The 24,672-nt window shown below is 66.0% G+C and carries 21 protein-coding genes and 2 pseudogenes; 4 read left to right on the top strand and 19 right to left on the bottom strand.

What is annotated here, in order from left to right; translation table 11 throughout:
- Nucleotides 1–249 precede the first annotated feature (249 nt).
- On the top strand, nt 250–1,878 hold the full coding sequence (locus JEQ47_RS10675) for a sensor histidine kinase (RefSeq protein WP_198876383.1): 1,629 nt from the start codon (nt 250–252) through the stop codon (nt 1,876–1,878).
- A 1-nt stretch (nt 1,879) separates the two neighbouring features.
- Here JEQ47_RS10675 and JEQ47_RS10670 read toward each other — a convergent pair whose 3' ends face one another.
- The 8 genes from JEQ47_RS10670 to ccmI all read right to left on the bottom strand — a co-directional run bounded on the left by JEQ47_RS10670 (nt 1,880) and on the right by ccmI (nt 12,842).
- The gene (locus tag JEQ47_RS10670) at nt 1,880–4,756 is read right to left on the bottom strand and encodes a bifunctional [glutamine synthetase] adenylyltransferase/[glutamine synthetase]-adenylyl-L-tyrosine phosphorylase (protein ID WP_198876382.1); all 2,877 of its coding nucleotides are present in this window, start codon (nt 4,754–4,756) and stop codon (nt 1,880–1,882) included.
- A 45-nt stretch (nt 4,757–4,801) separates the two neighbouring features.
- Nucleotides 4,802–6,220 carry a sensor histidine kinase gene (locus JEQ47_RS20660; protein WP_198876381.1) on the bottom strand — a complete coding sequence of 473 codons (1,419 nt, stop codon included), beginning with the start codon at nt 6,218–6,220 and terminating at the stop codon, nt 4,802–4,804.
- 3 nt (nt 6,221–6,223) lie between these two features.
- On the bottom strand, nt 6,224–6,895 hold the full coding sequence (locus tag JEQ47_RS10660) for a response regulator transcription factor (protein WP_198876380.1): 672 nt from the start codon (nt 6,893–6,895) through the stop codon (nt 6,224–6,226).
- Between the two features lie 55 nt (nt 6,896–6,950).
- Nucleotides 6,951–8,495, bottom strand: a complete 1,545-nt coding sequence (locus JEQ47_RS10655) for a Do family serine endopeptidase (RefSeq protein WP_198876379.1) — start codon at nt 8,493–8,495, stop codon at nt 6,951–6,953.
- A 175-nt stretch (nt 8,496–8,670) separates the two neighbouring features.
- Nucleotides 8,671–9,129, bottom strand: a complete 459-nt coding sequence (locus tag JEQ47_RS10650; protein ID WP_198876378.1) for a cytochrome c-type biogenesis protein — start codon at nt 9,127–9,129, stop codon at nt 8,671–8,673.
- On the bottom strand, nt 9,126–11,099 hold the full coding sequence (locus JEQ47_RS10645; protein WP_198876377.1) for a heme lyase CcmF/NrfE family subunit: 1,974 nt from the start codon (nt 11,097–11,099) through the stop codon (nt 9,126–9,128). The genes JEQ47_RS10650 and JEQ47_RS10645 overlap by 4 nt, the downstream gene beginning before the upstream one ends.
- Before the next feature lie 160 nt (nt 11,100–11,259).
- Nucleotides 11,260–11,733, bottom strand: coding sequence for a cytochrome c maturation protein CcmE (ccmE, locus tag JEQ47_RS10640; protein WP_236020779.1), 474 nt, complete (start codon nt 11,731–11,733; stop codon nt 11,260–11,262).
- The gene (gene ccmI / locus JEQ47_RS10635; RefSeq protein ID WP_198876376.1) at nt 11,730–12,842 is read right to left on the bottom strand and encodes a c-type cytochrome biogenesis protein CcmI; all 1,113 of its coding nucleotides are present in this window, start codon (nt 12,840–12,842) and stop codon (nt 11,730–11,732) included. The genes ccmE and ccmI overlap by 4 nt, the downstream gene beginning before the upstream one ends.
- Nucleotides 12,843–12,947: 105 nt before the next feature.
- On the opposite strand from ccmI, the gene JEQ47_RS10630 reads away from it, so the two are divergent.
- Together JEQ47_RS10630 and JEQ47_RS10625 are read left to right on the top strand one after the other, a co-directional pair.
- The gene (locus JEQ47_RS10630) at nt 12,948–14,024 is read left to right on the top strand and encodes a hypothetical protein (RefSeq protein ID WP_198876375.1); all 1,077 of its coding nucleotides are present in this window, start codon (nt 12,948–12,950) and stop codon (nt 14,022–14,024) included.
- A complete protein-coding gene (locus JEQ47_RS10625) occupies nt 14,021–15,988 on the top strand; it encodes an FAD-dependent oxidoreductase (protein WP_198876374.1) in 1,968 nt (655 codons plus the stop codon). Before JEQ47_RS10630 ends, JEQ47_RS10625 begins: the two co-directional genes overlap by 4 nt.
- Here JEQ47_RS10625 and JEQ47_RS10620 read toward each other — a convergent pair.
- The 10 genes and pseudogenes from JEQ47_RS10620 to JEQ47_RS10575 form a co-directional block, all read right to left on the bottom strand.
- A complete protein-coding gene (locus JEQ47_RS10620) occupies nt 15,985–17,202 on the bottom strand; it encodes a hypothetical protein (protein WP_198876373.1) in 1,218 nt (405 codons plus the stop codon). The two genes, JEQ47_RS10625 and JEQ47_RS10620, sit on opposite strands and share 4 nt — an antisense overlap.
- Nucleotides 17,203–17,286: 84 nt before the next feature.
- A complete protein-coding gene (locus JEQ47_RS10615; protein ID WP_198876372.1) occupies nt 17,287–17,760 on the bottom strand; it encodes an RT0821/Lpp0805 family surface protein in 474 nt (157 codons plus the stop codon).
- 60 nt (nt 17,761–17,820) lie between these two features.
- A complete protein-coding gene (locus JEQ47_RS10610; protein WP_198876371.1) occupies nt 17,821–19,200 on the bottom strand; it encodes a sensor histidine kinase in 1,380 nt (459 codons plus the stop codon).
- Nucleotides 19,201–19,233: 33 nt separating this feature from the next.
- Nucleotides 19,234–19,893, bottom strand: coding sequence for a response regulator transcription factor (locus JEQ47_RS10605; protein WP_198876370.1), 660 nt, complete (start codon nt 19,891–19,893; stop codon nt 19,234–19,236).
- A 22-nt stretch (nt 19,894–19,915) separates the two neighbouring features.
- Nucleotides 19,916–20,215 (bottom strand): PepSY domain-containing protein, encoded by a 300-nt coding sequence (locus JEQ47_RS10600; RefSeq protein WP_198876369.1) that lies wholly within the window; start codon nt 20,213–20,215, stop codon nt 19,916–19,918.
- 76 nt (nt 20,216–20,291) lie between these two features.
- Nucleotides 20,292–21,035 carry a glycoside hydrolase family 108 protein gene (locus JEQ47_RS10595; RefSeq protein ID WP_198876368.1) on the bottom strand — a complete coding sequence of 248 codons (744 nt, stop codon included), beginning with the start codon at nt 21,033–21,035 and terminating at the stop codon, nt 20,292–20,294.
- Nucleotides 21,028–21,381, bottom strand: coding sequence for a hypothetical protein (locus tag JEQ47_RS10590; protein WP_198876367.1), 354 nt, complete (start codon nt 21,379–21,381; stop codon nt 21,028–21,030). Before JEQ47_RS10590 ends, JEQ47_RS10595 begins: the two co-directional genes overlap by 8 nt.
- A gap of 11 nt (nt 21,382–21,392) precedes the next feature.
- Nucleotides 21,393–21,812 (bottom strand): annotated as a pseudogene (locus JEQ47_RS10585) (phage portal protein); the annotation flags it as partial.
- Nucleotides 21,813–21,864: 52 nt separating this feature from the next.
- Nucleotides 21,865–22,071, bottom strand: a pseudogene (locus tag JEQ47_RS21165) (terminase large subunit domain-containing protein); the annotation flags it as partial.
- 121 nt (nt 22,072–22,192) lie between these two features.
- On the bottom strand, nt 22,193–22,615 hold the full coding sequence (locus tag JEQ47_RS10575; RefSeq protein WP_198876365.1) for a hypothetical protein: 423 nt from the start codon (nt 22,613–22,615) through the stop codon (nt 22,193–22,195).
- 84 nt (nt 22,616–22,699) lie between these two features.
- On the opposite strand from JEQ47_RS10575, the gene JEQ47_RS10570 reads away from it, so the two are divergent.
- The gene (locus tag JEQ47_RS10570; protein WP_198876364.1) at nt 22,700–22,945 is read left to right on the top strand and encodes a KTSC domain-containing protein; all 246 of its coding nucleotides are present in this window, start codon (nt 22,700–22,702) and stop codon (nt 22,943–22,945) included.
- A gap of 452 nt (nt 22,946–23,397) precedes the next feature.
- Here JEQ47_RS10570 and JEQ47_RS10565 read toward each other — a convergent pair whose 3' ends face one another.
- A complete protein-coding gene (locus JEQ47_RS10565; RefSeq protein ID WP_198876363.1) occupies nt 23,398–24,654 on the bottom strand; it encodes an Hsp70 family protein in 1,257 nt (418 codons plus the stop codon).
- Between the last annotated feature and the right edge of the window lie 18 nt (nt 24,655–24,672).

Here is a 24,672-nt window from a genome sequence, read left to right as displayed (position 1 = left end):
CCATGGGGTCGCCGAGGCGGCCCCTTTTTGTCACCAGGTGACGATTACCGCTGACAGTCTGCCAGCAAATTGCCTGCGCAACTTTGGAAGAATTTTTTCTTCGCGCTAAGTGATTCAGCCGACTCCGCTTTTTCCGGTTCGGCGGTTTTGGCCTCCAAAGGCGCTCTGGACAAGCAGGGGCGACCTGATTCATACCTTGTTAAGAGCGGTTCGGCTCGGGGCTAAGTCTTTACGAGGATGGAGAATTTCATGCGGTCGTCGGAGATTTCCGGCGCCGGCGCACTTGGATTCCGCGCCGGCTCAAGGAAGAACGAAAACCGGTTGAAACCAGCCGCCACCGTCTGGCGATTTTCCCGCACTTCGGCCGTCGTCGCGGCCACGGCATTTCTCTCCGCCAGCCTGTTCGTTGCCTATGACGTGGCGCACACCTTTGGCGGAATCCGCCAAGAGCTTGCGATCATTGGGCAAAGTCTCGCGCAGGAGCTTTCGCTGCGCACGCCCGAGGGTGCGGAACAAGCGCTGGCAAATGCCAGCCCCATGCTGGGCGAAATCGCGCTGGCCAGCCTTTCCGGCAGCGAAGCAGAGCATTTCACCCCACTCGCCATGACCGTTCCGGCCGGCACTCATGGCGCTCTTACCCTTTCCGCCGCGCCGCGGCCCGCGCTCGCCGACATTGCCGGACGCGGCGCGGCGGCCTTTGCCCTGGCCGGCCTCCTGACCCTCGCCTCCGCCCGCCGGCGGCGCGGCGACATGCCCGATGGGCAGGAGCGGGACAGCTACATGCAGTTCGCCGCGGCCATTCCCATGGGCCTCGCCTGCTGGACCGGCACCGGCCAGCTCATCGTCTGCAACCAGCAATATCGAAACCGGCTGAACCTCGAGGATACCAGGCTCACCTACCACCAGGCGGTCACGCGACTGATTGCCGGGGGCTATATGAAGCTGGTGCGTGAAGACAACCAGATGCGCCTGCTCGAACTGCATTGCCAGGATGGGACTGTGCTGCAGATCGACGAGCGTCCGCTGGGCGACGGCGCCTTCATGACGCTGGTCTCCGACATCACCGAGACCCGCCGCACCGATGCCCTGCTGCATGCCATTCGCGACGAGCAGCGTCTGCTGGCACGCCGCTACCACGAGGAAAAGCTGAAGGCCGAGGCCGCGAGCCGCGCCAAGACCAATTTCCTCGCGCATCTCAGCCACGACATCCGCACGCCGCTCAACCACATCATCGGCTTTGCCGACCTGATGGAGCACCAGACCTATGGGCCGCTGGGCGACGAGCGCTACGCCGAATATATCAGGACAATCAAGGAGTCGGGCGAGCATCTGCTGTCGTCCTTCGGCACCATCCTCGACCTTGCCGAGCTCGAAAACGGCAGCAAAGCACTGCGCCAGGACCCGGTGCTGCTCGACGAAGTGCTGGGTATCGTGGCGCAACGGTTCAGCCCGCAGGCACAGCGCGCCGGCATCCGGCTCGATATCGGCGCCCCCACCGGCGCGGTGCTGCGCGGCGACCGCCTCGCCCTCATCCGCATGGCCGGCAATATCATGGACAATGCCATGCGCTTCACCCGTGCCGGCGGCCGCGTCACGCTGGCAGGCTTTGCCGCCGAGGATGGCGTGGTGATCGAGATCAGCGATACCGGCATCGGCATGGACGAGGAGCGCCTTGCCAGCCTCAGCCAGCCCTTTGCGCTGGGCGACGCGACCTTTACCCGCGAAGGCCGCGGACCGGGGCTGGGGATTTCCATCGCCCGCGCCATTGCCGAGCTGAGCGGCGGCCGCATTGCCGTGGATTCGAGCCCGGCCCTGGGCACGACTGTCGCCATCACGCTGCCAATCGAGCCGGCAGCGGCAGAGCTCGCCGCGGCCTAGCTCAGAGCGTCACCGCCCTCGCATACCAGGCCTCGGCCGCATCCTGCACTTCGCGCTGCATCTGCGCGATATCGAGTTCGAGCCGGCCGAAATCAGGATAGTTGGCCAGATGCGCCAGCAGTTCCTTGAAGGCGGGTGTCCAGGCCTCTTCCTTGAACGGACTTACTAGCGCCGAACTCATCACCTGCAGGGCCGTCGAATAGACGCCGTGGATTTCCGCCAGGCGCTGGCCGGTGGGGACCAGTCCCACTTCGCCCAGCCGCGCGAGGACACGGGCGGTGGGCGCCTGCGGCAGGTCAATCGCTTTTCCGGCCACGAGTTGCGCCGACTGGGCGATGAATTCGAGATCGACAAGGCCGCCGGCAGCCAGTTTCAGATCGAATGCGTGGCGCGGCTTTCGCTCCCGGGCCATGAGTGCGCGCATTGAGACGACATCCTCGATGGTCTTGGTCGCGTCGCGCGGACGATCCATGACTTCGGCGATAGCAGCATCGACCCGCGCGCCCAGGTCGCCGGTGGCGGCAATGACGCGGGCACGGCTGAGGGCCAGATGCTCCCAGGTCCAGGCATTGTCCTTGTGATAGGCGCGGAAGCCATTGATGCTGGTGGCCAAGGGACCCGAATTGCCCGAGGGACGCAGCCGCATGTCGGCTTCGTAGAGCACGCCTTCGGCCGTGGGAGCCGACACGGCCGCAACAAGGCGCTGGGTGAGGCGGGCAAAATAGTGCGGCGTGGCCAGCGACCGTTCGCCGTCGGATTCGATATCGGGCGCGTCGTAGAGCAGGATGAAATCGAGATCGGACGTGTAGGTCATCTCGCCGCTCGCCATCTTGCCGAAGGCCAGCAGCGCAACGTCGGCGCCGGGAATGCGGCCGTGGCGGGTCGCGAACTCGTCCTGCACCTTGTCGAAGAGGCGGTGCAGCAGGGTTTCGGCCAGGGCCGTGAATTGCTCCCCTGCCCCCTGGGCGCTGACCGTGCCGGATAGGAGGCCGGCCGCGACGAGGAACTTCTGCTCCTGCCCGATGATGCGGGCGCGATCGATCAGCTCCTCATAGGAGCGCGCATCGGCGAGGAAGGCGTCGACCTTGGCAATGAGCACGTCACGATGGGTGACGTCATTGGCAAAGGCTGGGTCGATCAGCCCATCCATGACATGGGCGCGATGGATGACGGCCTCGGACATACGGGGGGCCGAGGCCATGAATTGCACCAGCAGAGTACGCAACTGTTCGTGGTTGCGCAGCAGCGCGAAGAGCTGCACGCCGCCCGGCAGGCGCGAGAGAAAATCGTCGAAATGGGCCATGGCGGCATCCGCATTGCCGGCGCGGCCAAAGGTCAGCAGCAAGGCGGGCAGCAGTTCGGTGAGATGGGCCCGGGCAACGGCAGTGCGGGTGGCGGCATAGGAGCCATAGTGCCACTTGCGCACCGTCTCGATGGCCTTCGAGGCATCGGCGAAACCCATGGCCGTGAGAGTTTCGAGCGTGCCCGGATCATCGTCGCTGCCGGTGAATACGAGGTTGCCTTCGCCGGAGCCCAGCGTCTCGCCCTCGGTGAAGAGCTCTGCGTAGTAGCGCGCCACGCGCTCCAGAGCCGCGCGATAGGCCTTCTCGAAAGTGGGAAGGTCCGCCTCGCCCATCAGCCGGCCGATGACGGCGACATCCTCGGGTCTGTCCGGCATGGTGTGGGTCTGCTCGTCGCGCAGCATCTGCAGCCGGTTTTCCACGGCGCGGAGGAACCAGTAGGTCTCGGTCAGTTCGCGGGCTGCCTTGTCGCTGATCCAGCTTGCCTCGGCCAGCGCCGCAAGCGCCTGCGAGGTCGGGCGCACGCGCAGGGCCTTGTCGCGGCCGCCGGCGATGAGCTGCTGGGTCTGGGCGAAAAACTCGATCTCGCGGATGCCGCCGCGTCCGAGCTTGACGTTGTGACCCTCGACTCGGATGTCGCCGACCTTCTTGGAAACATTGATCTGGCGCTTCATCGCCTGAATATCGGCAATTGTCGCGAAATCGAGATGCTTGCGCCAGACATAGGGCGCCAATTCCTTGAGGAAGGCCTCGCCGACCCGCTTGTCGCCGGCGCAGGGGCGCGACTTGATCCAGGCGGCGCGCTCCCAGTTCTGCCCGCGCACTTCGTAATAGGCCAGCGCCGCATCGAAGGAGATGGCCACCGGGGTGGAACCGGGGTCGGGGCGCAGCCGCAGGTCAGTGCGGAAAACATAGCCGCCCACCTGGCGATCCTCCATGAGGCCGACCAGCTTCTGCACCATGCGCGAATAGATTTTCGTCGCCTCGGACGGATCAACCAGAACCGGCTTTTGCGGATCGAAGAAGGCGACGATGTCGATGTCGGAGGAATAGTTGAGCTCGCGGCCGCCATGCTTGCCGAGGGCGAAGATGGCGAGGCCGGAATTGGCGGCAGTCGCTTGCTCGGCGGGCAGGACCAACTGGCCCTTTTCGAAGGCCTGGCGCATCAGGAGGTCCATGGCGGCCTCGAGCGCCGCATCGGCGAGGTCGGAGAGCGCTTCGGTGGCGCGGGCCGTGGTCCAGGCCCCGCCGGTTTCGGCAACGGCGGCCAAGAGCGCGGTGCGGCCTTTGGCCCGTCGCAGCATGAAGCCGACTTCAGCCTCGTCCGCCGTCTTGCCGGCCTCGTCGACCTCGGCCAGTAGCGCTGCAAAGGCCGTATCGGGCCCCTGCTCCAGCGCCGCGACGAGCCAGCCGGCATGGTCGTGCGTCAAGTCGAGCAGATAGGGCGCCGCTTCGAGCAATGGCCCCAGGAGCCCGGCATGGCCACGGAGCGCTGCACCGGCGTCCGGCAGCTCGGCAAGCAGGGCGTCGAAGCGCGGGTGATCGACTGGCGGAAGGGGCGCGAGAATGGTGCTCATTTTCGAGGCATAGCGCGCGGATAAGGCCCCCGCAAGGCGAAGGGATCAGCTCGCCGGCAGCTCGATGACGGCCCTGACGCCGGGCGCATTGTCCTCGATGGTCAGCGTGCCGCCATGGAGGCGCGCCACGGCATTGACCAGCGACAGGCCAAGGCCGGATCCCGGCTCGGACCGGCTCTTTTCGAGGCGCACGAACCGTTCCAGAACGCGCTTGCGGTCGGCTTCGGGAATGCCGGGCCCATTGTCGGCCACGACGATCCGCACCTTACCGGAGACGCGCTTGAGCTCGACCTCCACCCGGCCGCCGTCACCGGTTTCGGGCTTCGCATATTTGACGGCATTTTCGAGCAGGTTGACCATGGCCTGGCCGATCAGCTCGCGATTTGCCTTGAGCGTCACGCCCGGCTCGATGCGGGCCTCGATGGCGATGCCCTCATCCTCGGCTACCGGACCGTAAAGCTCGGCCATGTCGGCAACGATGGCGCTGACATCGATATCGGCCAGGGCGCCAGACGGGGCGCCGGCCTCGACGCGGGCAATCATCAGGAGGGCGTTGAAGGTCCGGATCAAGCGGTCGCTTTCGCCGATCACCGTTTCGAGCGCCTTTTCGCGCGTTTCGGGGCTGGCCGTGTCGCGCAGAGCGGCTTCGGCCTGGCTACGCAGGCGGGTCAGCGGGGTCTTGAGATCGTGCGCGACGTTGTCGGTGACTTCCTTAAGGCCTTGCAGGAGCTGCTCGATGCGGTCGAGCATGGCGTTGAGATTGGCGGCCAGCGCGTCGAATTCGTCATTGCGCCGCGTCACCGGCACGCGTTCGGAGAGATTGCCCGACATGATCTTGGTCGAGGTCTGCTGAATGGTGTCGATGCGCTTGAGCACGCGGCGCGCGGTGATGCCGCCGGCAATCAGCGAGAACAGGATGATGCCGATGACGCCGACCAGAAAGCTCTGGAGGATGATGGCCGAATAGCCGCGCCGCTCGACCACATCGCGACCCACCACGAGGCGCATGCCGTTGTCGAGCTCGATCGAGCGCACCACGGCCACGCCTTCGCGCTGGCGCGGCGGGCGGGGGTCCTCGGCATCCGCACTGTCGCCGAGGGGATTGGGACGCTCATACTCGAAGCTATACACGCCCGGGTTGATCACCACTTCCACTGGCACATCGGTGACATTGCCGAGCAGGTACTGCCCTGTGGCATCGGCCAGGTAGTAAATGCCCGGCCCCGGCTGCGAGGAGACGCGATTGAAGGCAAAGGCCAGCGCCCGTACGCCCTGCAGCGCCTCGATGCGCTCGAACTGCCGAATTTCGCGATTGATGTCGTCGGTCTGCTGGCGCTGGATCTGCACGCTCGACTGCCAGCCGATAAAGGCCATGAGCAGGATGGCGAAGATGCCGAAAATGGCGATGAAGGTGGCGGTGAGGCGGACGGTGGAGGTTCGCCAGACTTGGGCGAAGCGGCTCACGGCCTACTCCCGGATCATGTAGCCGGCGCCGCGCACGGTATGCAGCAGCGGGTTGGCATGGCCCTTGTCGATCTTCGAGCGCAGGCGGGACATGTGCACGTCGATGACATTGGTCTGCGGATCGAAGTGATAGTCCCAGACATTTTCGAGCAGCATGGTGCGGGTCACCACCTTGCCGGCATTTTTCATGAGGTATTCTAGCAGGCGAAATTCGCGCGGCTGAAGCAGGATATTATCGCCATCGCGCTCGACCTTGCGGCTGAGGCGATCCAGCGACAGTCCGCCGACCGTATAGTTGGTCGCGGCCTCTGCGGGGCTGGAGCGGCGGGCCAGCACCTCGACGCGGGCGAGGAGTTCGGTGAAGGCATAGGGCTTGGTGAGGTAGTCGTCGCCGCCGGCGCGCAGGCCGGTGACGCGGTCGTCGACCTCGCCCAGGGCGGAGAGGATCAGCACCGGCGTCTTGTCGTCCTCGGCGCGCAGGCTTTCGACGATGGAAAGGCCATCGCGGCGCGGCAGCATGCGGTCGACGATCAGTACGTCGTAATCCATGCCCGAGGCCATGGCATAACCGGTTTCGCCATCGGCAGCGTGGTGGGTGACGTGGCCGGCCTCATCGAGCGCCTGGATCAGGTAGCTCGCCGCTTCGCGGTCATCTTCGATGAGCAGGATCTTCACGTCTGACGCTCCCGATGGAAGACGGCCCCGGAGCGAACCCCGAGGCCGGTAGTCATTACTCGGTCTGGGCGAGCGGCAGGCCGATGAAACGGGCCTCACCATCACGGGCAACCTTGACCAGGGCCGTATTCAAGCCCCGATCCTGGACGGCCGCAACAGCGGCGTCGAATTCGGCAACGGTCGCGACCGGCGTGTTGTCGACTTCGAGGATCACGTCGCCGGTGTCGAGGCCGCGCTGGGCAGCCTGGCTGTCGGGCTCGACGCTCTGGATCAAGAGGCCGCCGGTGCCGTCACCATTGGACACAAGGGCCATGCCGAGGCTGGTGGTGGCTTCCGGAACGGCTTCCGGCGGGGTCGGCTGCGCCGGGGTCTCTGCCTGGGCGGCTTCGTCAAGCTGCTGGAGCTGGACCGAAATGGTGGTCTCGGCGCCATCGCGCCAGACGGTCAGCTCGACGGTGGAGTCGGGCGACTTGCTGGCAATGGTGCGGCTGAGATCGAGCGCGTCGTCGATCTGCTCGCCATCGACCTGGGTGATGATGTCACCCGACTGCACGCCGGCAGCACCGGCCGGACCATCTTCGGTCGGCTCGCGGACGATGGCACCCTTGGCGTCGGGCAGGCCGACGCTGTCGGCGATATCGCGGCTGACGTCCTGGATGGACACGCCGAGATAACCGCGGGTCACCGTGCCGTCGCTGACCAGCTGGTCGACGATATTCTTGACCGTGTGAGCCGGGATGGCAAAGGCGATGCCGACATTGCCGCCGGTGGGCGAATAGATGGCGGTGTTGACGCCAACCACTTCACCATTGACGTTGAAGGCCGGGCCGCCGGAATTGCCGGTGTTGACGGCAGCGTCGATCTGCAGGAAGTCGCCATAGCTGGAGCCGCCGATATCGCGGCCAGCGCCGGAAATGACGCCCACCGTCACGGTGCCGCCAAGACCGAAGGGATTGCCCACGGCAACGACCCAGTCACCCACGCGGCTCGCTTCGTCCTCGAAGGTCACGAAGGGCAGGTCCTCGCCCTCGATCTTGAGCACGGCAAGGTCGGTGCGCTCGTCGGTACCGACGATTTCGGCAACCTGCTCGGAGCCGTCCTCGAACACGACGGTCACCTTGGTGGCGTCCTGGACGACGTGGTTGTTGGTGACGACATAGCCGTCAGCGGAGATGATGAAGCCCGAACCCGCGGCCATGAACTGGCGCGGACGCTCGGCGCCGCCGCCCGGTCCGCCCTGACCGCCGGGGCCATTGGGACCGAACTGGTCGAAGAAGTCACGGAACGGATGGTCTTCGGGAAGGTCGGGGAAATTGAACTCGAAGTTGAAGTCGCGGCCACCGCCCTGAATCTGGCGGCCCGGCGCTTCGGCTTCGACAAGGATGGACACCACGGCCGGCTTGACGGCCTCGACCAGGTCGGCAAAACCCTGCTGCACGGTGGCCTGCGGCACCACGATCTGGGCGGCATTCTGGACCTGCGCATTGGCGGCTTGGCCGGACATGACAAAAGCGGTGGAAACGCCACCGATGCCGACCAGCAGGGCAAGGGCGGAAGCGCCCAACCAGCGACTGGTGCGCGAAAGAACAGTCGAACGCATGGGAACGTATCTCCTTCGAAAAGCTCTCAACAGCTTGTGGGATACATATGGAACGGCGCGCCTTTCTTTGAAGTTGCGCCAACATTAAGCTTTGGCAATGTTGCTGGCGGGATTGTGGCGCAGGACTGCCTTGGCGGCGCCTCAAAGCCGGGCCCGAGGCCGGGAAACAATCCTCTCAGCGTTCCTTGCGCAGCCCGTCGAGAGCGGCCTGTTCCTCCGGAGAGAGGCTTTCGTCTCCCGCTGGCACCGCCGCGCGGCGGCGCGCCACCAGCAGGGTCGCGAGACCCGCGATGAGCAGGATCGGCGCCGCCGCCCAGAGCAGGATCGTGTGCAGACCGAGCCGCGGGTTGAGCAGCACATATTCACCGTAGCGATCGACAACATACTGCTCGACCTGCTGGTCGGTGTCGCCGGCCACGAGGCGCTCTCGCACCAGCACGCGCAGGTCACGCGCAAGGTCTGCGTCGCTGTCGTCGATGGACTGGTTCTGGCAGACGAGGCACCGCAAACCGGCAGAAATGTCGCGCGCGCGTTGCTCCAGCGCTGCATCGGGCAGGATTTCGTCCGGGCTGACCGCCAGGGCCACCGGGGAGACGAGCAGCAGGATGGCCAGCAGCGCCGCGCGCAGTTTCATCGCGCAGCCTCCGCCACGACCTTGCGGGCGCGCTGCGGGGCGCCGACGCGCAGCCGCCGATCGGTCAGCGACAGCACCCCTGCCCCGGCCATGACCAGGGTCCCGATCCAGATCAAGAGGATATAGGGCTTGTACCAGACGCGGATGACATGGGTGTCATCGAGCGGCTCGCCCAGTTGCAGGTAGAACTGCGAAAAGCCGTAGGTCTGGATGGCGGCCTCGGTGGTGGGCGTGCCGCTGGCGACATAGGTGCGGCGCTCCGCGTGGAGCGTGGCGGTGCCGCCCCCCGGCGAGGTAACGGTGAAATTGCCGGTATCGGCGATGTAGTTGGCGCCCGGCACCTGCTCGAAACTGTCAAAGGCGATCTGATAGCCCGAGAGCTGGGCAGTCTCGCCGGGATTGAGCGTGGTCACCAGTTCGGTTTCCCAGGCCGAGACGGCGACAATGCCCAGCACGGTGAGGCCGAGACCCATATGGCCCAGAGCAGTCGACCAGATCGAGCGCGGCAGGCCGACGAGGCGCCGCATGCTGTCGCCCAGCGGGATGCGGCCGAGGCGGCAGCGTTCGATGAGTTCGGCAATCGACCCCAGCGTGACCCAGAAGCCGAGCAGGAGGCCAAGCGGCACCATGGAAATGGACACGCCACCGAGCGCTGAGATCAGAATGGCGAGGAACACGGCCAGGGCCGCAAAGCCCATCAGTCGCTGCCCGGCGGCGACGAGATCCGCGCGCTTCCAGGCCAGGAGCGGACCGAAGGGCAGCACCAGCAGCAGCGGGGCCATCAGCGCGCCAAAGGTGAAATTGAAGAAGGGCGCGCCCACCGAAATGGTCGTGCCGGTCAGCGCGTCGAGCAGCAGCGGATAGAGCGTGCCGACCAGGACCGCGCCGACGGCGGTGGCGAGGAAGAGGTTGTTGAGGATCAGCGCGCCTTCGCGGCTGATCGGCGCGAAGAGGCCCCCCTGGCGCAGCGCGGGCGAGCGGATGGCAAAGAGCGCGAAGGCACCGCCGATCAGCACGGCCAACATGGTCAGGATGACGAGGCCGCGCGTCGGATCGCTGGCAAAGGTATGGACCGAGGTGAGGATGCCCGAGCGGACGAGAAAGGTGCCCAGCAGCGAGAGCGAAAAGGTGATGATGGCGAGGAAGATCGTCCATATCTTGAGCGCGTTGCGCTTTTCCATCACCAGCGCCGAATGCAGCAGGGCGGTGCCGGCGAGCCAGGGCATGAAGCTGGCATTTTCCACCGGGTCCCAGAACCACCAGCCACCCCAACCGAGCTCGTAATAGGCCCAGTAGGAGCCCATGGCGATGCCCAAGGTCAGAAAGGTCCAGCTCAGCATGGTCCACGGCCGCACCCAGCGCGCCCAGGCCTGGTCGATGCGACCCGACACCAGCGCCGCGATGGCAAAGGAGAAGCAGATCGAAAAGCCGACATAGCCGGCATAAAGCAGCGGCGGATGGATGGCGAGGCCGACATCCTGGAGGATGGGATTGAGGTCACTGCCCTCGAGCGGCGCCTGCACCATGCGCTCGAACGGGTTGGAGGTGAACAGGGTAAAGCCGGCAAAGGCAGCGGTCAGCAGGCTCTGGGTCCCGAGCACCAGATTGCTGAGATCCGATGGCAGCCGGCGGCCGAAGGCGGCGACCAATGCGCCGAACAGCACCAGGATCAACACCCAAAGCAGCATCGAGCCTTCGTGATTGCCCCAGACGCCGGAAATCTTGAAGATCAGGGGCTTGAGCGAATGCGAATGGTTGGCGGCGAGCGCCAGGCTGAAATCGGAGCTGACAAAGGCCTGCACCACGGCGAGAAAGGCGACGCCGACCAGCACGAATTGCAGGATGGATGCCTGCGCGAGGACCGCAGCCAGCCGGTCGCCGCGCCGCCACAGCAGCAGCCCGCCCAATGCCGAGACACAGGCCATGGCAAAAGCCAGGATCAGCGCGAAATGTCCGAGTTCGATGCTCATGCCGTGTAGCGCCCGTCCCCGAGTGCGTGGCTCCACCCCACCCTCACTCCCTCCCCATCAAGGGGAGGGAAGCGCAGGGCCGCGGCGCCGGGGTTCATCGTCTCCCTCCCCCTTGTGGGGAGGGACCAAGGGTGGGGGTTTGGCAAACGCTGTGACTGCATCACTGCCCCGTCTCCGGCCGCCATTCGCCCTGGGCCTTGAGAGCCTCGACGACTTCCTTGGGGACGTAGTTCTCGTCGTGCTTGGCCAGCACCGTCTTGGCTTCGAAGCGTCCGTCCTGACCAAGGCTGCCTTCCGCCACGACGCCCTGCCCTTCGCGGAACAGGTCCGGCAGGATGCCGGCATAGTGGGTCACGATCTCCTGGCCGCCATCGGTGATGACGAAGGTATTGTCCTGCCCTTCGCGGGTCCAGCTGCCGTCCTTGACGAGGCCACCCAGGCGGATCGGCTGGCCGGCAGCGACCTCGCGGGCGGCTACGTCGCTGGGCGAATAGAAGAACACGATCTGGTCGCGCAGCGCGGTCAACACCAGGGTCGTGGCAATGGCCAGCACCACGGCGAGGCCGGCAATGACGGCCAGGCGCTTCTGCTTGCGGGTCATGCCCTTGCGACGAGTGTTGGCCGGCATGGTCATGGAGTGTCTCCATTGAGCGTCAGGCCCGCGGACAGCGCGAGCGTATCGAGTTCGCCGCGGTCAAAAGCGGCGGGATAGGCGGCAATGGCGGCATCATAGGCCCGCTGGGCATTCTCGCGATCGTTGAGCACGAGGTGGGAGCGCACGAGCTGCATCCACTCCTCGACCGTGCCGCCATCGGCGTAAAGGCGCTCCGAAAGCCCCCCGACCATTCCCTGGATCATCTCCATCTGATCCTGAGCGGCCGTATCGACGCCGTCGTTGAGCGCCACGGCCAGGCCCTGGTTGGCCGCTTCGAGCCACGGCTCGTCGCCATTGGCGAGGTTGATCGCCTCCTGCCAATAGACCGCTGCATCCTCATAGCTGGCGGTGCGCATCAGTTCGGCGGCGAGATAGAGCCGGGAGCGGATATTGGCGGTATCGCTGGCGGCAGCTTCTGCCAGCAAGGCCATGGCCTCGTCCGACCCAGCGCCGCCCGCCTCCAGCAGCAGAGCCTCGGCCAGATCGGTCCGCAGCTCGGCCGTGGGCGGGGTCAGCGCCAGCACCTGGCGATAGGCATTGACCGCCTCGGTATAGCGGCCGAGTTCGATATAGGTCGGGGCCAGCACCTGCCAGCCGCGCACATCGTCCGGCGTGGTGGCGAGCCGCGCTTCGATGCGCGCAACAGCGTCTTCGAGATCGATATTTTGCGCAGCGATTTCAGGGCGTTCAGCCAATGGCAGGCTCGGCAGGCTGGGGCTGCCCAGCGCCGCATAGATCCCCAGACTCAGCGCCGCGACGGCGCCGATGCCGATCAGCAGGGGCGCCCGGCCCAGAGTATCGGGCTGGCGCGCGGTCGATTCGGACTTGCTGCGCAGCAGTTCGCGCGCCAGTTCGCCGCGTGCCGCCAGCGCCTGAGCGGTGTCCAGCTTGCCCGAGTGTTCATCGGCTTCGATTCCAGCGAGGAGAAGGCGGAAATGCTCATCGGGATCAATCATTTCCGGCCCGGCCGCGTTGACCGTGCGACCCGCAGCCGCATAAAACAGTGCGGCGCAGGCGACGGCGGTAACTGCAATGGCGATCGACCAGAAAATCATGGGCCCCAAACGCTTGTCTGCCAGACGCGGCAAGGCATGGACCTCTATAATCCGAATGCGGCGAAAAACCACCAAAACTGATCGTGTGGGCAGGGACGCATTGCCACAGGGGCCGGTCGTCGCGGGCTTATTTGCCGCATGAGCGACACCCCGTACGATTTCGCAGTTTTCGGCGCCACGCCGCTCGCCCAGTTGCTGGCGGGGCTCCTCGCGAGCGTTCATGGCCGCCGGGTCGTGCTGGTGGGGGAAGGTCAGGCCGGCTATCGTCTGGTACGCGGCATCGACCTGTCAGTGGCGCCCATTACCCGGCCGGAAAGCTGGGCCATGCTGACCCAGGCGCTGCCCGAAGTGACCCGCCTCGTGTCGCGCATTGGTGGCCGCGGTGCCCTCAGCCGCGTCAACCCGATCTTTTTCGCCGAGGGCTGGCACCACGCCATGGCGCTGTCGCATGTCCAGCACATGGCCCAGGGGTTCGGCATCGCCGTCGAGCCGGTGTCGCAATCGCTGCTGGGCGAAGGCCGGCAGGGCATCATGCTGCGTGACGCCGTCCGCATCAACCGGCCGGCGCTGGAGGCGGGCCTCGGCAAATGGCTCGAGCGCGCCGGGGTCACGCGGCTGCAGGCGCAGAAGGTGAGCATCGCTTCCGATGGCCAGGCGGAAATTATCGCGGAGGGAGCGGCCGTCGTGGCGAAGCAGACGGTGCTGGCCGACGACGATGCGGTGATGGCGTGGCTGCCGCTTCGGCAGTGGCCCGCCCTGCTTCGGCGCCAGCACCTGACCAGCATCCTCACCACCCCGACGCAGCCGCTGGCCGCCGGCATCATGCTGCAATTCAATTCCGGCATCGTGCTGACACAGCAGGCCGAGGGCGGCATAGCCGCGTTCGGACCGGGCGGGCTTTCGGACTTTGCCGACGCCGTGCAGGCCCTGCTGGGGCAGAACCGGCCGGTTGAACTGGCCGGGCAAACGGGGTTCCAGGCGCTGCAATCGCTTGATGGCGCGCCGGCTTTCGGTCGCGTAGCCGGGGTGGGCGCCGACGTCGCCGCAGCCCTCGGATGCGCCGGGGCCTTCCTGGCGCCGGCCTATGCGCGCTGGCTCGCGAGCAGTGCCAGCCCCGAAGAGGCCGCGTGGTTCGGCGCGCATCTGGTCAACAGGTCCGCGAAATCCCAACCCGTGGCCGAATATGCGCCAGGGCATGGATGGGTGACGGCATGAGGCCGCAGATCAATCGCCTGCCGGCGGATAGCCCCAAGGGCATGGCGGGTTCGCTCATCGACCGCAGTAGGCCGATCCGCTTCCGCCTCGACGGACGGCTGGTGGCCGGGTTTGTCGGTGACACCGTGCTCAGCGCCGCGCTGGCATCGGGGATCGATACGTTGGGTCTGTTTCGCGACAGCCCGATCGGCCTCACCCCGCGCGCCACGCCGGCCATCAGCCATGCAAGCCTCGCCAATGACAAGCAGCGGGCGCTGCCCATGGCCCGGACTCTGGCCCAGGATGGCGCCGATTACGTCACCCTGGGCGGTAACCGTCCCGGCGCCCTCGCCCGGCTGTTCCAGCCCGGCCGCACGCTTGGCCTCGTGGTCGACGATCAACGCGTGCTGGACCTGCCCTGGCGGACGGTGCCCGGCATTCCGGGTCCGAAGGCCGACCTGCTGGTCATCGGCGCCGGGGTCGCCGGCATGGCTGCGGCGCTGGCCGGCGCGCGGGCCGGCCTCTCGGTCGTCCTCGCCGAATCCAATCCGCATGTGGGAGGCCATTCCGGCCTTTTCGGCGCTCAGGAAGGCGAGGATCGCGCCGAAGACAGCATGGCCCGGCTGGCTGCCGACGTCGCCGCCAATCCTGCCATTACAATGCTCACGGCGACGCGGGTCTTCTCGCTCCGGCAGGGCCTCGCGCGTGCGCATCAGGTCGACATGCAGTCGGGAACGGCGCAGGGTCGCGTCATCGACATCGAAGCGCCGCGAATCGTCCTCGCCACCGGCGCCATCGAGCGCCTGCCGATCTTTGCCGGCAACCGGTTGCCGGGGGTCATCGGCACGCTCGATGCCTATGAGCTGGCGACCCGCTACGGTGTCTGGGCAGGACAATCGGCGCTGGTCGCCACCTCGTCGAGCCCAGCCTATCGGCTGGCCATGCTGGCGAGCGATGCCGGCATCACCATCGGCCGCATCTACGACAGTCGCCCCCGACCGGCATCGCGCTTCATCGAATTCTCGCGCGCCTATGGCATCGTCCAGTCGCCGGGCACCGCGCCTGTCGAGGTCGGCATTGCCCGGGCCGGCGGCAGCTTGTCGCTGACGGTAGACTCTGCCGATGCCGAGCCCCTGCGAACCGAACGGATCCTGGTCTGCGGCGGCTGGCAGCCCGATCTGACGCTTTGGCACGTGGCGGGCGGCAACAGCCGCTGGCATCCCGGCCATGCCCGCCTCGAAGCCACCGGCACGCAGGACAATATCGTGCTCGCGGGCAGCGCGGCGGGATACCAGACCCGTCGCGGCTGCATCCAGAGCGGCGCCGATGCCGTGGACCAGTTGCTCGTCCGGCCCCGCAAGGGCGTCGACGATCCGCTGATCGATCCGCTTTATGAATCGCCGGATGCACCCGCCACCATCGCCGAACCGCGACCGGATGCGCCGCCCTGCTTCCTTGATGGTGGTACGGCCATGCTGCAGCGACCGGCCCCGCCGCGCCGCAGGTGGTTCGCGGCCCGGCGCCTGCAAATGAGCGGTCTGCTCGTCCTCTCCGAGGCGCCCCAGCCGCTGGCCGTCTGCGACGTGGCGGCGGGTGTCGATCTTGGACTGATCCCCCAGGCCGCCGCGGGCATTGTCGCGCAGGAGCGCGTGGCCCTGGTGCCGTTGGCGCAGCATCGGGAACTGCCGGCCGCCGAGCCGGATGCCCCGCCGGCCTGGCCTGAGGTTCCAGCCTGGTTGCGCGGGCGCTATGGCAGGGGTGCGCAGGTGGTTCGCCTGGTGCCGCAGGAGGCCCGCAGCTTTGCGCCGGGCGCCCTCATCTATCGCAGTCCCGATGCCCGCCACCCGCGCGACGCCGTGGGCGTAGTGCTGCATCAGACTGCGGAGGGCACATTTGGCCTCGTGGCCGCACAACTGGCCAGCGCCGACCTGCCCGTCACTATTCGCGACAAGGGCAGCGCGCAGGCACGGATCCAGCCGCTTTAGCCCCGGCGTTCCGCCGCGGCGCGGGCGCGCTTGAGTGTTTCGGCATAGTCGGCGTTAAAGCGGATTTCGGCCATCTTGATGGCGGCATCGAGCCGCGCGCCGGTCATGGCATCGGCCGGGTTCTGCCGCAGCAGGTCGAGATTGCGCTGGATATGCAGTTCGAGCGCCTGACCCGCCTGGCTCCAGGCCTGGTCGAAGACAGCGTTGAGCGCCAGCGAATCGCGGCAATCCCGCACCGCCGAAAGCAGATAGACGCCGTTGATGGCGCCGAGCAGCCGATCGTTGTCGATGCGGTCCGCGCCTTCGCGCGGCCGGCGCATGGCCTGGTTGAGGTCGGTGACCACTTCCTTGAGGCGCGGCTCGACCCGATCCGACACGGCCTTGGTGATCGCAGACAGCACCTGCGTCGTGCGGCTGCCTCGGGCAAATTCGATATAGCCGCTCAGCGAGCGCACCAGCCGGTGGAACCGGTCGAGGCTGCGGCAGACCATGTCGATATCGGCGAAGGGGCCGGTGAGCTGGAGATGCCGGAGCTGGTTCTGCGCCTGTCCCAGAATGGCGTCGATCAGCGGCGCGAAGCCGTTGCGGGTGATCGCTGCCTCGCTGGCATTGCCGGACAGCTTGACGACCGTGGCCACCAGGCGCGACGGATTGGCCATTTGCCCCACTGCGGCCTGGAACATCAGGGCCGCAAGCTGCGGGTCCTGCAGCGGCATGGCCTGCAGCGCCGTGCCCAGCGCGGTGTCATCGGTGATGGTGTTGACCGCCTTGCCGAAACCCTGCGCTTTGGGCAGCAGGGCACGCGCGCGCAGCGCCGCCATCACCACGCCGACCTCCTCGCGGGCATTGTCTCGGCCGAACTGGGCCCGCCAGCGGCGCATGGTTTCGGTGTCGCTGTCGACCTTTTCCAGCGCCACCTTCATGCGGGCAAGCACCTCGCCCATCAGAGGTTCGAGATCGGCGGCGCGGAAATTGCCATTGGCCACGCCATCGGCGGAGATCAGGCTGGGGCAGAGGTCGCGCACCACCCAGGTCCAGGCGGCCTGGGCCGCTTCGACGCTGACCGATCCGGACAGCGCGAACAGTACCGGTTCATTGACGAGAATGGGGTCGATCAGGCCGCAAAACGGCCGGCGGACGGCCGTGGCGCCACGGGCAGCGGGCCGCGCCGGCTGGGGCGCGGCAGCTTCGGAGCTGGTTGCGGGCTTGTTCATATACTCTTCGGGCCAGGATAGTCTTTGTCCCCGACCCTATAGGGCGCGGGTAAACAATCCTTTTCCCCGCGCCCGAAGCGATGCTTAGGCGGCGCCCTGGACGACGTTCCAGTTGCCGTTCTGCTCGCGGCAGGCCGTACCCTTCTTCACATAGTCCGTACCGCCGACCTTGACGGTATGGGTGAAGTCGCGACAGTCGAGATTGTTGACGCGCACATAGGGGCCCACGGCCACGGAGCCGGTCGTGCCCTTGTCGCCGGCCCACTGGCGCGGGGCGCCCGGGCGGCCGAACTGCAGCGCGTAGAACTGGGCGCTGTTGGCTTCGTTGGAATCCTTGGCCGTCATCAGCGTCAAGGCGGCCGGATCGACGAACCCGTTGGCAATGCTGGTGGTCAGCTTGGCCGTCTGCACCGTCTGAGCCGAGGTGGGCACCATCGGCTGGGCAATCACCGGCTGCGTCACCACCGGCGCCTGGGCCACCTGACTTGTTCCGGTGCTCGAACAGCCGGCCAGCAGAATGGCGAAGAGCGGAAGGGCAATGAGCGAAGAGCGAGTCATGGAGTGTTGGCCTCTGATGCAGTCAGTCGGTTCTTGTGGTCGTAATGCGGCGAAAGTGCGTCAGTTCCCCTGGGGCCGGACGAGACCCCCAAGCCGTGCCGTTGGAAGCCGCAACTCCACCAGCAGGCCGCCCAGTTGCGAGCGTTTGAGCTCCAGGCTGCCGCCATAGACATCGACAAGTTCCTTGACGATATCCAGCCCCAGGCCTGTGCCCGGCGTTTTCTCGTCCAACCTGACACCGCGGCGCAACACTTTTTGTGCATCGGCCTCGCTGAGGCCAGGTCCATTGTCGTCGATCCGCACCAGCAATTGCGTGCCCTTGTCACCGCGCTCCGCCGAAAGCCGCACGCCCACCTGCCCGCTCGACCATTTGCAGGCATTGTCGAGCAGGTTGCCAGCCATTTCCTCGAGATCCGCCTCGTCGCCCCGGAACCAGGGCAGCGATGCGTCGGGGCGCTGGAAGGCAATGGTGACATTGGGGTGGATCTTGCGCATGACCCGGGTCATCCGAAGCATGATCATGGTCGCGTCGGCCTTCTTGCCCACCACCGAGGTGCGCGCCGCCAGCCGCGCCCGCTCCAGATAGGTCGAGACCATGTTGCTCATCTTCTCGGTCTCGGAAGACACCACGTCGGCCAGGGCGCCCTTTTTCGCCGCCGCCTCGTTGCGCAGCACCGCGATGGGCGTCTTGAGGCCATGCGCCAGGTTGCCCACCTGGTTTCGCGCTCGCTCAATGATCTGGGCATTGGAGCGCAGCAGCTCGTTGACCTCCTCGGCCAGCGGCGCGATCTCGGTGGGATACGTGCCCGATACCTCGGCGCTGTCGCCCTCGCGCACTGCTTCCACGGCCTCGCTGAGGCGCGCGATCGGCCGCAAGGCGATGCGGGCCACGAAGGCGCTCATCGCCGCCAGCATGATCCCGACCGCGCCGAGCACGATAAAGGCCTGGCCGCGGAAGTCGGACACCAGCTTCAGCATTTCGGTGAGGTTGCCCGAAACGGCGATGCGATACCCCTGCCCATCAAGCGTCACAGTCCGCTGCACCACCCGCAACTGCGTGCCGAAGGGATCAGCGACGATGCCGGAGCTGCGCCCGAAGGCATCGTCGTCCATGTCCAGTTGCGGCAGGTCGAGGCCCACGACGGACGTAGAGAGGTTGATAAGCGCGCCATCGGAATCGTGGATGATCCAGTACCAGCCCGAGCGGGGACGCTCGAAGCGCGGATCGGCGAGAGTGATGTCGGGGGATTGCGGATCACCGGTCTCGAGCAGCGCCCCGGTCAGGCTTTCGACGTGAAAGTCCAGGGTCTCGGTCAGCGTCGTGTCGAGGGCGCGCGAATAGAGGTCGGTGAGCAGCACGCCCGTCGTTACCAGCGCCAGCACCAGCCAGGCGGCGGACAGCCAGAACATCGATGCCGCGATGGAGCCCTTGCGCAGCATGTCAGGGGCCTTTCAGGTCAGCCAACAAGCCGGTCAGTCGCCGACGATCTGATAACCCAGCCCGCGCACGGTCTGGATACAGTCTTCCGGCAGCTTCTTGCGGAGGCGCCCGACGAACACTTCGATCGTATTGCTGTCGCGGTCGAAATCCTGGTCGTAGAGATGCTCGGTCAATTCGGTGCGCGAGATCACCTTGCCTTTATGGTGCATCAGGTAGCTCAAAAGTCGCAATTCGTGGCTCGTCAGTTTCACCGACTGGCCATCCACCGTCACCTTGCCCGATCGGGCATCGAGCCGCACCGGCCCGCAGACGATTTCGTTGCTGGCATGGCCGGCTGCCCGGCGCACCAAGGCACGCACCCGGGCCAGCACTTCTTCCATGTGGAAGGGCTTGGCCACGTAGTCGTCGGCGCCGGCATCGATGCCCTGCACCTTGTCGCTCCAGCGGTCGCGCGCCGTCAGCAGCAGCACCGGGGTTGTCTTGCCGGCGCGGCGCCATTCTTCCAGGACAGAGAGGCCATCCATCTGCGGCAGGCCGATATCGAGGATGATGGTATCATAGGGCTCGGTGTCGCCGAGGAAGTGTCCCTCCTCGCCATCGAAGGCCACGTCGACCGCATAGCCGGCCTCGGTCAGCGCGTCCTTGAGCTGCCGATTGAGATTGGTATCGTCTTCAACAACCAGAACACGCATGGACGCCCCCGCCGATCCGCCGCTACTGTGCGCTCAGGGTCAGGTTCTGCGCCTGACCATCCGTGCTGAGCACGCCGATAACATATACCAGCGCGCCGCCTTCGTCACAGACCTGAACGTTGAGAATTTCGGCATTCGGATCGACCCCGGCCTGGGCCAGCACCGCATCGAGCGACAGGATCTGCCCGGAAGACACTGCTTCCTGGATTTGCCGCTTGTCGAGGCAGGCCTGAGCCTGGGCGCTTCCAGTGCCGGCAAAGGAAAGCGCGAGGGCCAAGGCAAGGGCTACGGCAGCCGAAGGTTTTGGAGCGTTCTGTTTCATGTCCCGATCAATAGCGCCTGCTAACTGAATGGGACATGAATGAGGCAGGTTCTGCCCGCAATACACAATATTGCGCTCAGGCTTTCCCGATATCCCCCTTGAGCCCCCTGCGCAGGAACAGAATGGCCAGCGCTTCGAGCACGAGATTGCCTGCCGCGCCACCCTCGAGCGCCGGCAGGTCCACGCCTGCGATCTGCGCGAGGCCGGCCAGCAGCATGAAGGCGGCGACGATATAGGTCTTGTATCCGGCAAGGACGTCCATTGGTCTGTCTCCTCTTGAGGTCGAATGTGTGGCAGGCGCTGCGGCCAGTGCCGCCGCCCGTACGGCAGTGACGCGGCTGGTCCAGCCACGCCCGAAGGTCGGGAAGGTCGCGAGCGCCCGGAGAAACCCGAGGCGCCGGTCGCAGATGCCGTTGATGACCCTGGGCACATCCGCCTTGGTCGCAGATGCCAGGGTGAGCGGGCCAACTTGCCCATCGACCACGACCCCGAGTTGCCCCTGCAATGCCCTGATGGCCCGATCCGGGCCAGAATTGACGGCGAAGTCGAAGACGGCCAGGTCCATTCCCGGCGGCAGGTCGCCGGCGCGGCAACTGTTCCAGTAGAGCGCCCGGTAGATCAGACCCGCCTCGCCATGGCTCAGCGTCTTGATCGCGGATTTCGGCAGGTTCCACCAGGGCGACACCTGCCGCCAGCGCGCCAGGGTCTTGTGGGTGATCCCCATATTGGTCGCCCCGCCCGGATCAGCGGGATGGTCGATATAGCCGCCCTCGTGCCGCAGCACATGGGCGAGACAGGTTTCAAACCGCCCATCAGCCATTGAATGTCCCCATGGTTGCATGACCAGCACCGAGGACCGGGCTGACCTGCCGCACCGAAAAGTTGAAGTTGGTCGCCGGTCCGCCGAAATCTGCACTCTGTTCGGCCGTCCCATAAACCGCCGCCGCGCTGGCCGACCCGATGGTCCGTTTGAGCGTGCTGCCGTTGAAAATCTGCAGCTGCCAGGCCTCGGGCACATGTTCGAGGGCCGGTTCGGCGACACCCCAACCATCGGCATCGGCCCGGCTGCGCCGGGTCCATGAGAGCAGGATCGAGCCATCGGCATGCCGCGCGGCCCGCACATGCACCGGCCTCAGCGGCAGCGCCGGGCCCGACTCCAGCGCCACGGTCAACACTTGGGCGGCACGCCGAAGGCCAGGGCAATGTCGCGCGCCGCCGCGTGCCTAGCTTCGATGAAATCCATGTCCTTGGGGCTGAGGGCAATCGCCTTCCAGTCCAGCCCGCCATCGAGCACCATCGGGCGCCCGGCATTGGCCGCGCCGGAAAACTGCGTTTCCATCTCCTCCTTGAGGCGGCTGAACTGCTCGTCGGTGAGGCTCCCCGCGGCCGCCGAATAGACCAGCGCCCCGGATGGCCGCGCCGCATTGTCGAGCAGCGCCTTGTTCCACTGCGCGCTCGCATTATGGATGTCGAGGCTGGTCTGCGCGGCCTCCAGAGGCGCCATGCCATAGTGGTCGTCCAGCGGATGAAACAGCGCCATATGCAGCACGGCCGGAATGGGCAGCGACTCCTGCGAAATCCGCGTCGCCCTGGGGCCCTCGAAACCGCTCGGGATCGCTCGCCGTCAATATTGTCGCCGCGACACCATTGGGCCAGCTCAGATGATTTTTGCCCCGCAAGACCGGCCGCTCATCATCGCGGTGCACTGCCATAATGCCGCTTTCGCCCCTCACCATGATGTCCAGCGCCTCCGTCATGGTCTCGCCCACCAGTGCAATCGGGCTCACCCCATCACGCGCCAATTGTCTTACCCATTCCGCACCTGCCCTGGTCTTGCCCGAGCCGCGCCCGCCCATCAGCAGCCAGGTCGTCCAGTCGCCGGCCGGGGGCAATTGCTTGGCAAGCGCCCATTTCCGCCAGTTGAAGAAAAGGTCTTCCGCCTCCTTGTCGGTCAAGGCGGCGACTTCATCCGTCGAACTAGCGGGCTTTGAATTGATCAAGGCGCTTGACCAGCTTGGCCCGGAGGTCTGTCATATCCTTGCGCGTCGGCGGCTCGACATTGCGCTTGGCCGCCCCCCGTTCGATGAGCCTGTCCATGGTCCTGGCGTGCTCGGCCAGCAGCTTGGCCCTTTTTTCGATTGGCATGTCCGTCGCCTTTTCCAGTTCTTGGATTTGTGCCGCAAGCACCCGCAGCATCTGCGTCACCAGCTCCGTACGGCGTGGCCGTCGGGCCCGCAGAAGCGGCCAGTCTTCCTGTTCCCGCCGATAGCGAAGTTGCGCCGGGGTGATGCCGTGGCGCTTGCAGATCATAGCGGGCAGGAACTGCCGGCTCTCATATTCTGAGCGAATGGCAGTCCAATCCGGCCTCCGTTCGCCCTTCGCTGCCGGAGCGTCGTCCATTGGTCATCTCGATTCCGATTGCCCGGCTGGAACTATCGACTCCGCCGGGGATTCCCCCTTGGCGTGCAACCGGGGAGACATGCAATGTCCGGTGTCATCAGCCAGTACGACTATGACGAAGCCCGCAGCGAGTTGACGCTGTGGTTCGGGTCCGACCTCAAATGCTACAAATATTCGCTCGTCCCGCGGCCGGTCTATGACGGCCTGGTCCGCGCCGAGTCCATGGGGCGTTACTTCAACACAGTCATCAAGGACCACTACCCCTGCCGCCTCGCCAGCCCATCCGAACAGCGCAACCGCCGCTGGCAGTCCATCCGCTCGGCTTCCTGACCCAATTTCGCGACTATGCCTGAACTATAGAACACCACCGTCACGCGGGGATAACTTTTGGCACGGCTCTGCGAATTGCCCGCAAAAGACCGAAATCTCACAACCCACCAGCCCGCCCTCGGGCTTGACCCGAGGGCCACTCCCAACCTTCGCGGTCGTCTCGGCAGGTCCTCGGGTCAAGCCCGAGGACGGTACCGAGCTTTTCGAGAGTACAGCGTTACGGCACCCCACCCGACCTCCCTTGAGAGTCTGGATCGGCTCCGGCTCAGACCGCGAGGCAAACTCGGTCCGACACCTCCCCCTTGACGGGGGAGGTAGCGAAGCTTGGCCAAAGGCCTAGCGAAGCTCGGTGGGGGTGCTCACAAGCAAGATCGAGGGTGCGAGCACCCCTCCCCAACCCTCCCCGTCAAGGGGAGGGTGCCGCATCGCGTGCGCTTCAGCGACCCACCCGCTCACCCAAAGACCCGCTTGGCCTCCAGCGCCAGGCCGAGCCCCACGCTGCCCAGCACATCGGTGCGCACCACTTCGGCCTCCGGGAACAGCGCCTGCAGCCGTCCCGCCACCGCCGGCACCAGGGTCGAGCCGCCGGTCAGAATCAGGCTGTCCACCGCGCCTGCTACCACGCCCGCCTGAAGCAGCGTTTCGCCGATCGTCATTTCCAGCCGCTCGATGGACGCGGCCAGCGCCTCGCCCAGTTGCGCCACGGTCATGTCCGTCTCGATCGCCCGATCGCGCACGGGAAAAGTGAAAGCCAGCGATTCCCGGTCTGAAAGAGCGATCTTGGCGTCTTCCACGGCGCCGATCAGCCGGTGGCCCAGGCGTTCCTCGACCAGCATGACAAAAGTTTCCACCCGCTCGGCCTCGCGTGCCTCGCGCATGGTGGAACGCAGGTCGCGAATGGCCTTGGCGTCATAGAGCCGGTTGATGCGGTGCCAGGTCGACAGGTCGAAATAGGGCGCCACCGGCAGGTGCCGCTTGCCATCAAGCGTGCGCGAGCCGAGCCCCAGTTTGGGCATGACCCGGCTCATGGCCAGCAGCCGGTCAAAATCGGTGCCGCCGATATGGACGCCCGCCGTGGCCAAGATATCCTGGCTGCGGTCCGGGTGCCCTGCCCGATCAGGCGAAACGCGCACCAGCGAAAAGTCCGAAGTGCCGCCGCCGAGGTCGACGATCAGCGCCAGCTTTTCCGATCCCGCCTGCCGCTCGTAGTCCAGCGCCGCGGCGATCGGCTCGAACTGGAACTGGATATCTCTGAACCCCTGCGCCCGCACTGCCGCTTCGAGCTGATGCTGGGCCTGCCTGTCCGCGTCCTCGTCGTCATCGACGAAATGCACCGGTCGGCCCATCACCACCTGCGTCAGTTCGTGACCCAGTTCCGCCTCGGCACGACGCTTCATTTCGCCCACGAAGAGGCCGATGATCTCGCCAAAGCCCAGCCGTCGCGCCTTGACGCGCGTCGTGTCGGCATAAAGCGCCGTGCCCAGCACGCTCTTGAGCGAGCGCATCAGCCGTCCGTCGGCACCCGTGACATATTCGGCCACCGCCTCGCGACCGAAATGCACGTCGTCGTCCTCGAAACCGAAAAACAGCACGCTGGGAATAGTTTTCTGGCCGTTTTCGAGCGCCACGAGTTGCGGGTGCCCCTCCGCGTCCACGCGGCCCAGCGTGGAGTTGGACGTGCCGAAATCGAGGCCACAAAACTGTGTCATGGGAGCCGTCCACATATG

Origin of the sequence: Devosia sediminis (assembly GCF_016411825.1) — a bacterium.
GTDB classification, from domain to species: Bacteria; Pseudomonadota; Alphaproteobacteria; order Rhizobiales; family Devosiaceae; genus Devosia; species Devosia sediminis.
The sequence above is the reverse complement of the archived record's forward strand: the minus strand, read 5'-3'. Positions and strand labels throughout refer to the sequence as shown.

Coding starts and splice junctions, on each gene's coding strand:
- JEQ47_RS10605 (WP_198876370.1), bottom strand. CDS start 19,893: ATGCGTGTTCTGGTTGTTGAAGACGATACCAATCTCAATCGGCAGCTC.
- JEQ47_RS10630 (WP_198876375.1), top strand. CDS start 12,948: ATGAGCGACACCCCGTACGATTTCGCAGTTTTCGGCGCCACGCCGCTC.
- JEQ47_RS10600 (WP_198876369.1), bottom strand. CDS start 20,215: ATGAAACAGAACGCTCCAAAACCTTCGGCTGCCGTAGCCCTTGCCTTG.
- JEQ47_RS10625 (WP_198876374.1), top strand. CDS start 14,021: ATGAGGCCGCAGATCAATCGCCTGCCGGCGGATAGCCCCAAGGGCATG.
- ccmE (WP_236020779.1), bottom strand. CDS start 11,733: ATGACCATGCCGGCCAACACTCGTCGCAAGGGCATGACCCGCAAGCAG.
- JEQ47_RS10670 (WP_198876382.1), bottom strand. CDS start 4,756: ATGAGCACCATTCTCGCGCCCCTTCCGCCAGTCGATCACCCGCGCTTC.
- JEQ47_RS10575 (WP_198876365.1), bottom strand. CDS start 22,615: ATGGACGACGCTCCGGCAGCGAAGGGCGAACGGAGGCCGGATTGGACT.
- JEQ47_RS10615 (WP_198876372.1), bottom strand. CDS start 17,760: ATGACTCGCTCTTCGCTCATTGCCCTTCCGCTCTTCGCCATTCTGCTG.
- JEQ47_RS10620 (WP_198876373.1), bottom strand. CDS start 17,202: ATGAACAAGCCCGCAACCAGCTCCGAAGCTGCCGCGCCCCAGCCGGCG.
- JEQ47_RS10650 (WP_198876378.1), bottom strand. CDS start 9,129: ATGAAACTGCGCGCGGCGCTGCTGGCCATCCTGCTGCTCGTCTCCCCG.
- JEQ47_RS10565 (WP_198876363.1), bottom strand. CDS start 24,654: ATGACACAGTTTTGTGGCCTCGATTTCGGCACGTCCAACTCCACGCTG.
- JEQ47_RS10610 (WP_198876371.1), bottom strand. CDS start 19,200: ATGCTGCGCAAGGGCTCCATCGCGGCATCGATGTTCTGGCTGTCCGCC.
- JEQ47_RS10595 (WP_198876368.1), bottom strand. CDS start 21,035: ATGGCTGATGGGCGGTTTGAAACCTGTCTCGCCCATGTGCTGCGGCAC.
- JEQ47_RS10645 (WP_198876377.1), bottom strand. CDS start 11,099: ATGAGCATCGAACTCGGACATTTCGCGCTGATCCTGGCTTTTGCCATG.
- JEQ47_RS10570 (WP_198876364.1), top strand. CDS start 22,700: ATGTCCGGTGTCATCAGCCAGTACGACTATGACGAAGCCCGCAGCGAG.
- JEQ47_RS10655 (WP_198876379.1), bottom strand. CDS start 8,495: ATGCGTTCGACTGTTCTTTCGCGCACCAGTCGCTGGTTGGGCGCTTCC.
- JEQ47_RS10675 (WP_198876383.1), top strand. CDS start 250: ATGCGGTCGTCGGAGATTTCCGGCGCCGGCGCACTTGGATTCCGCGCC.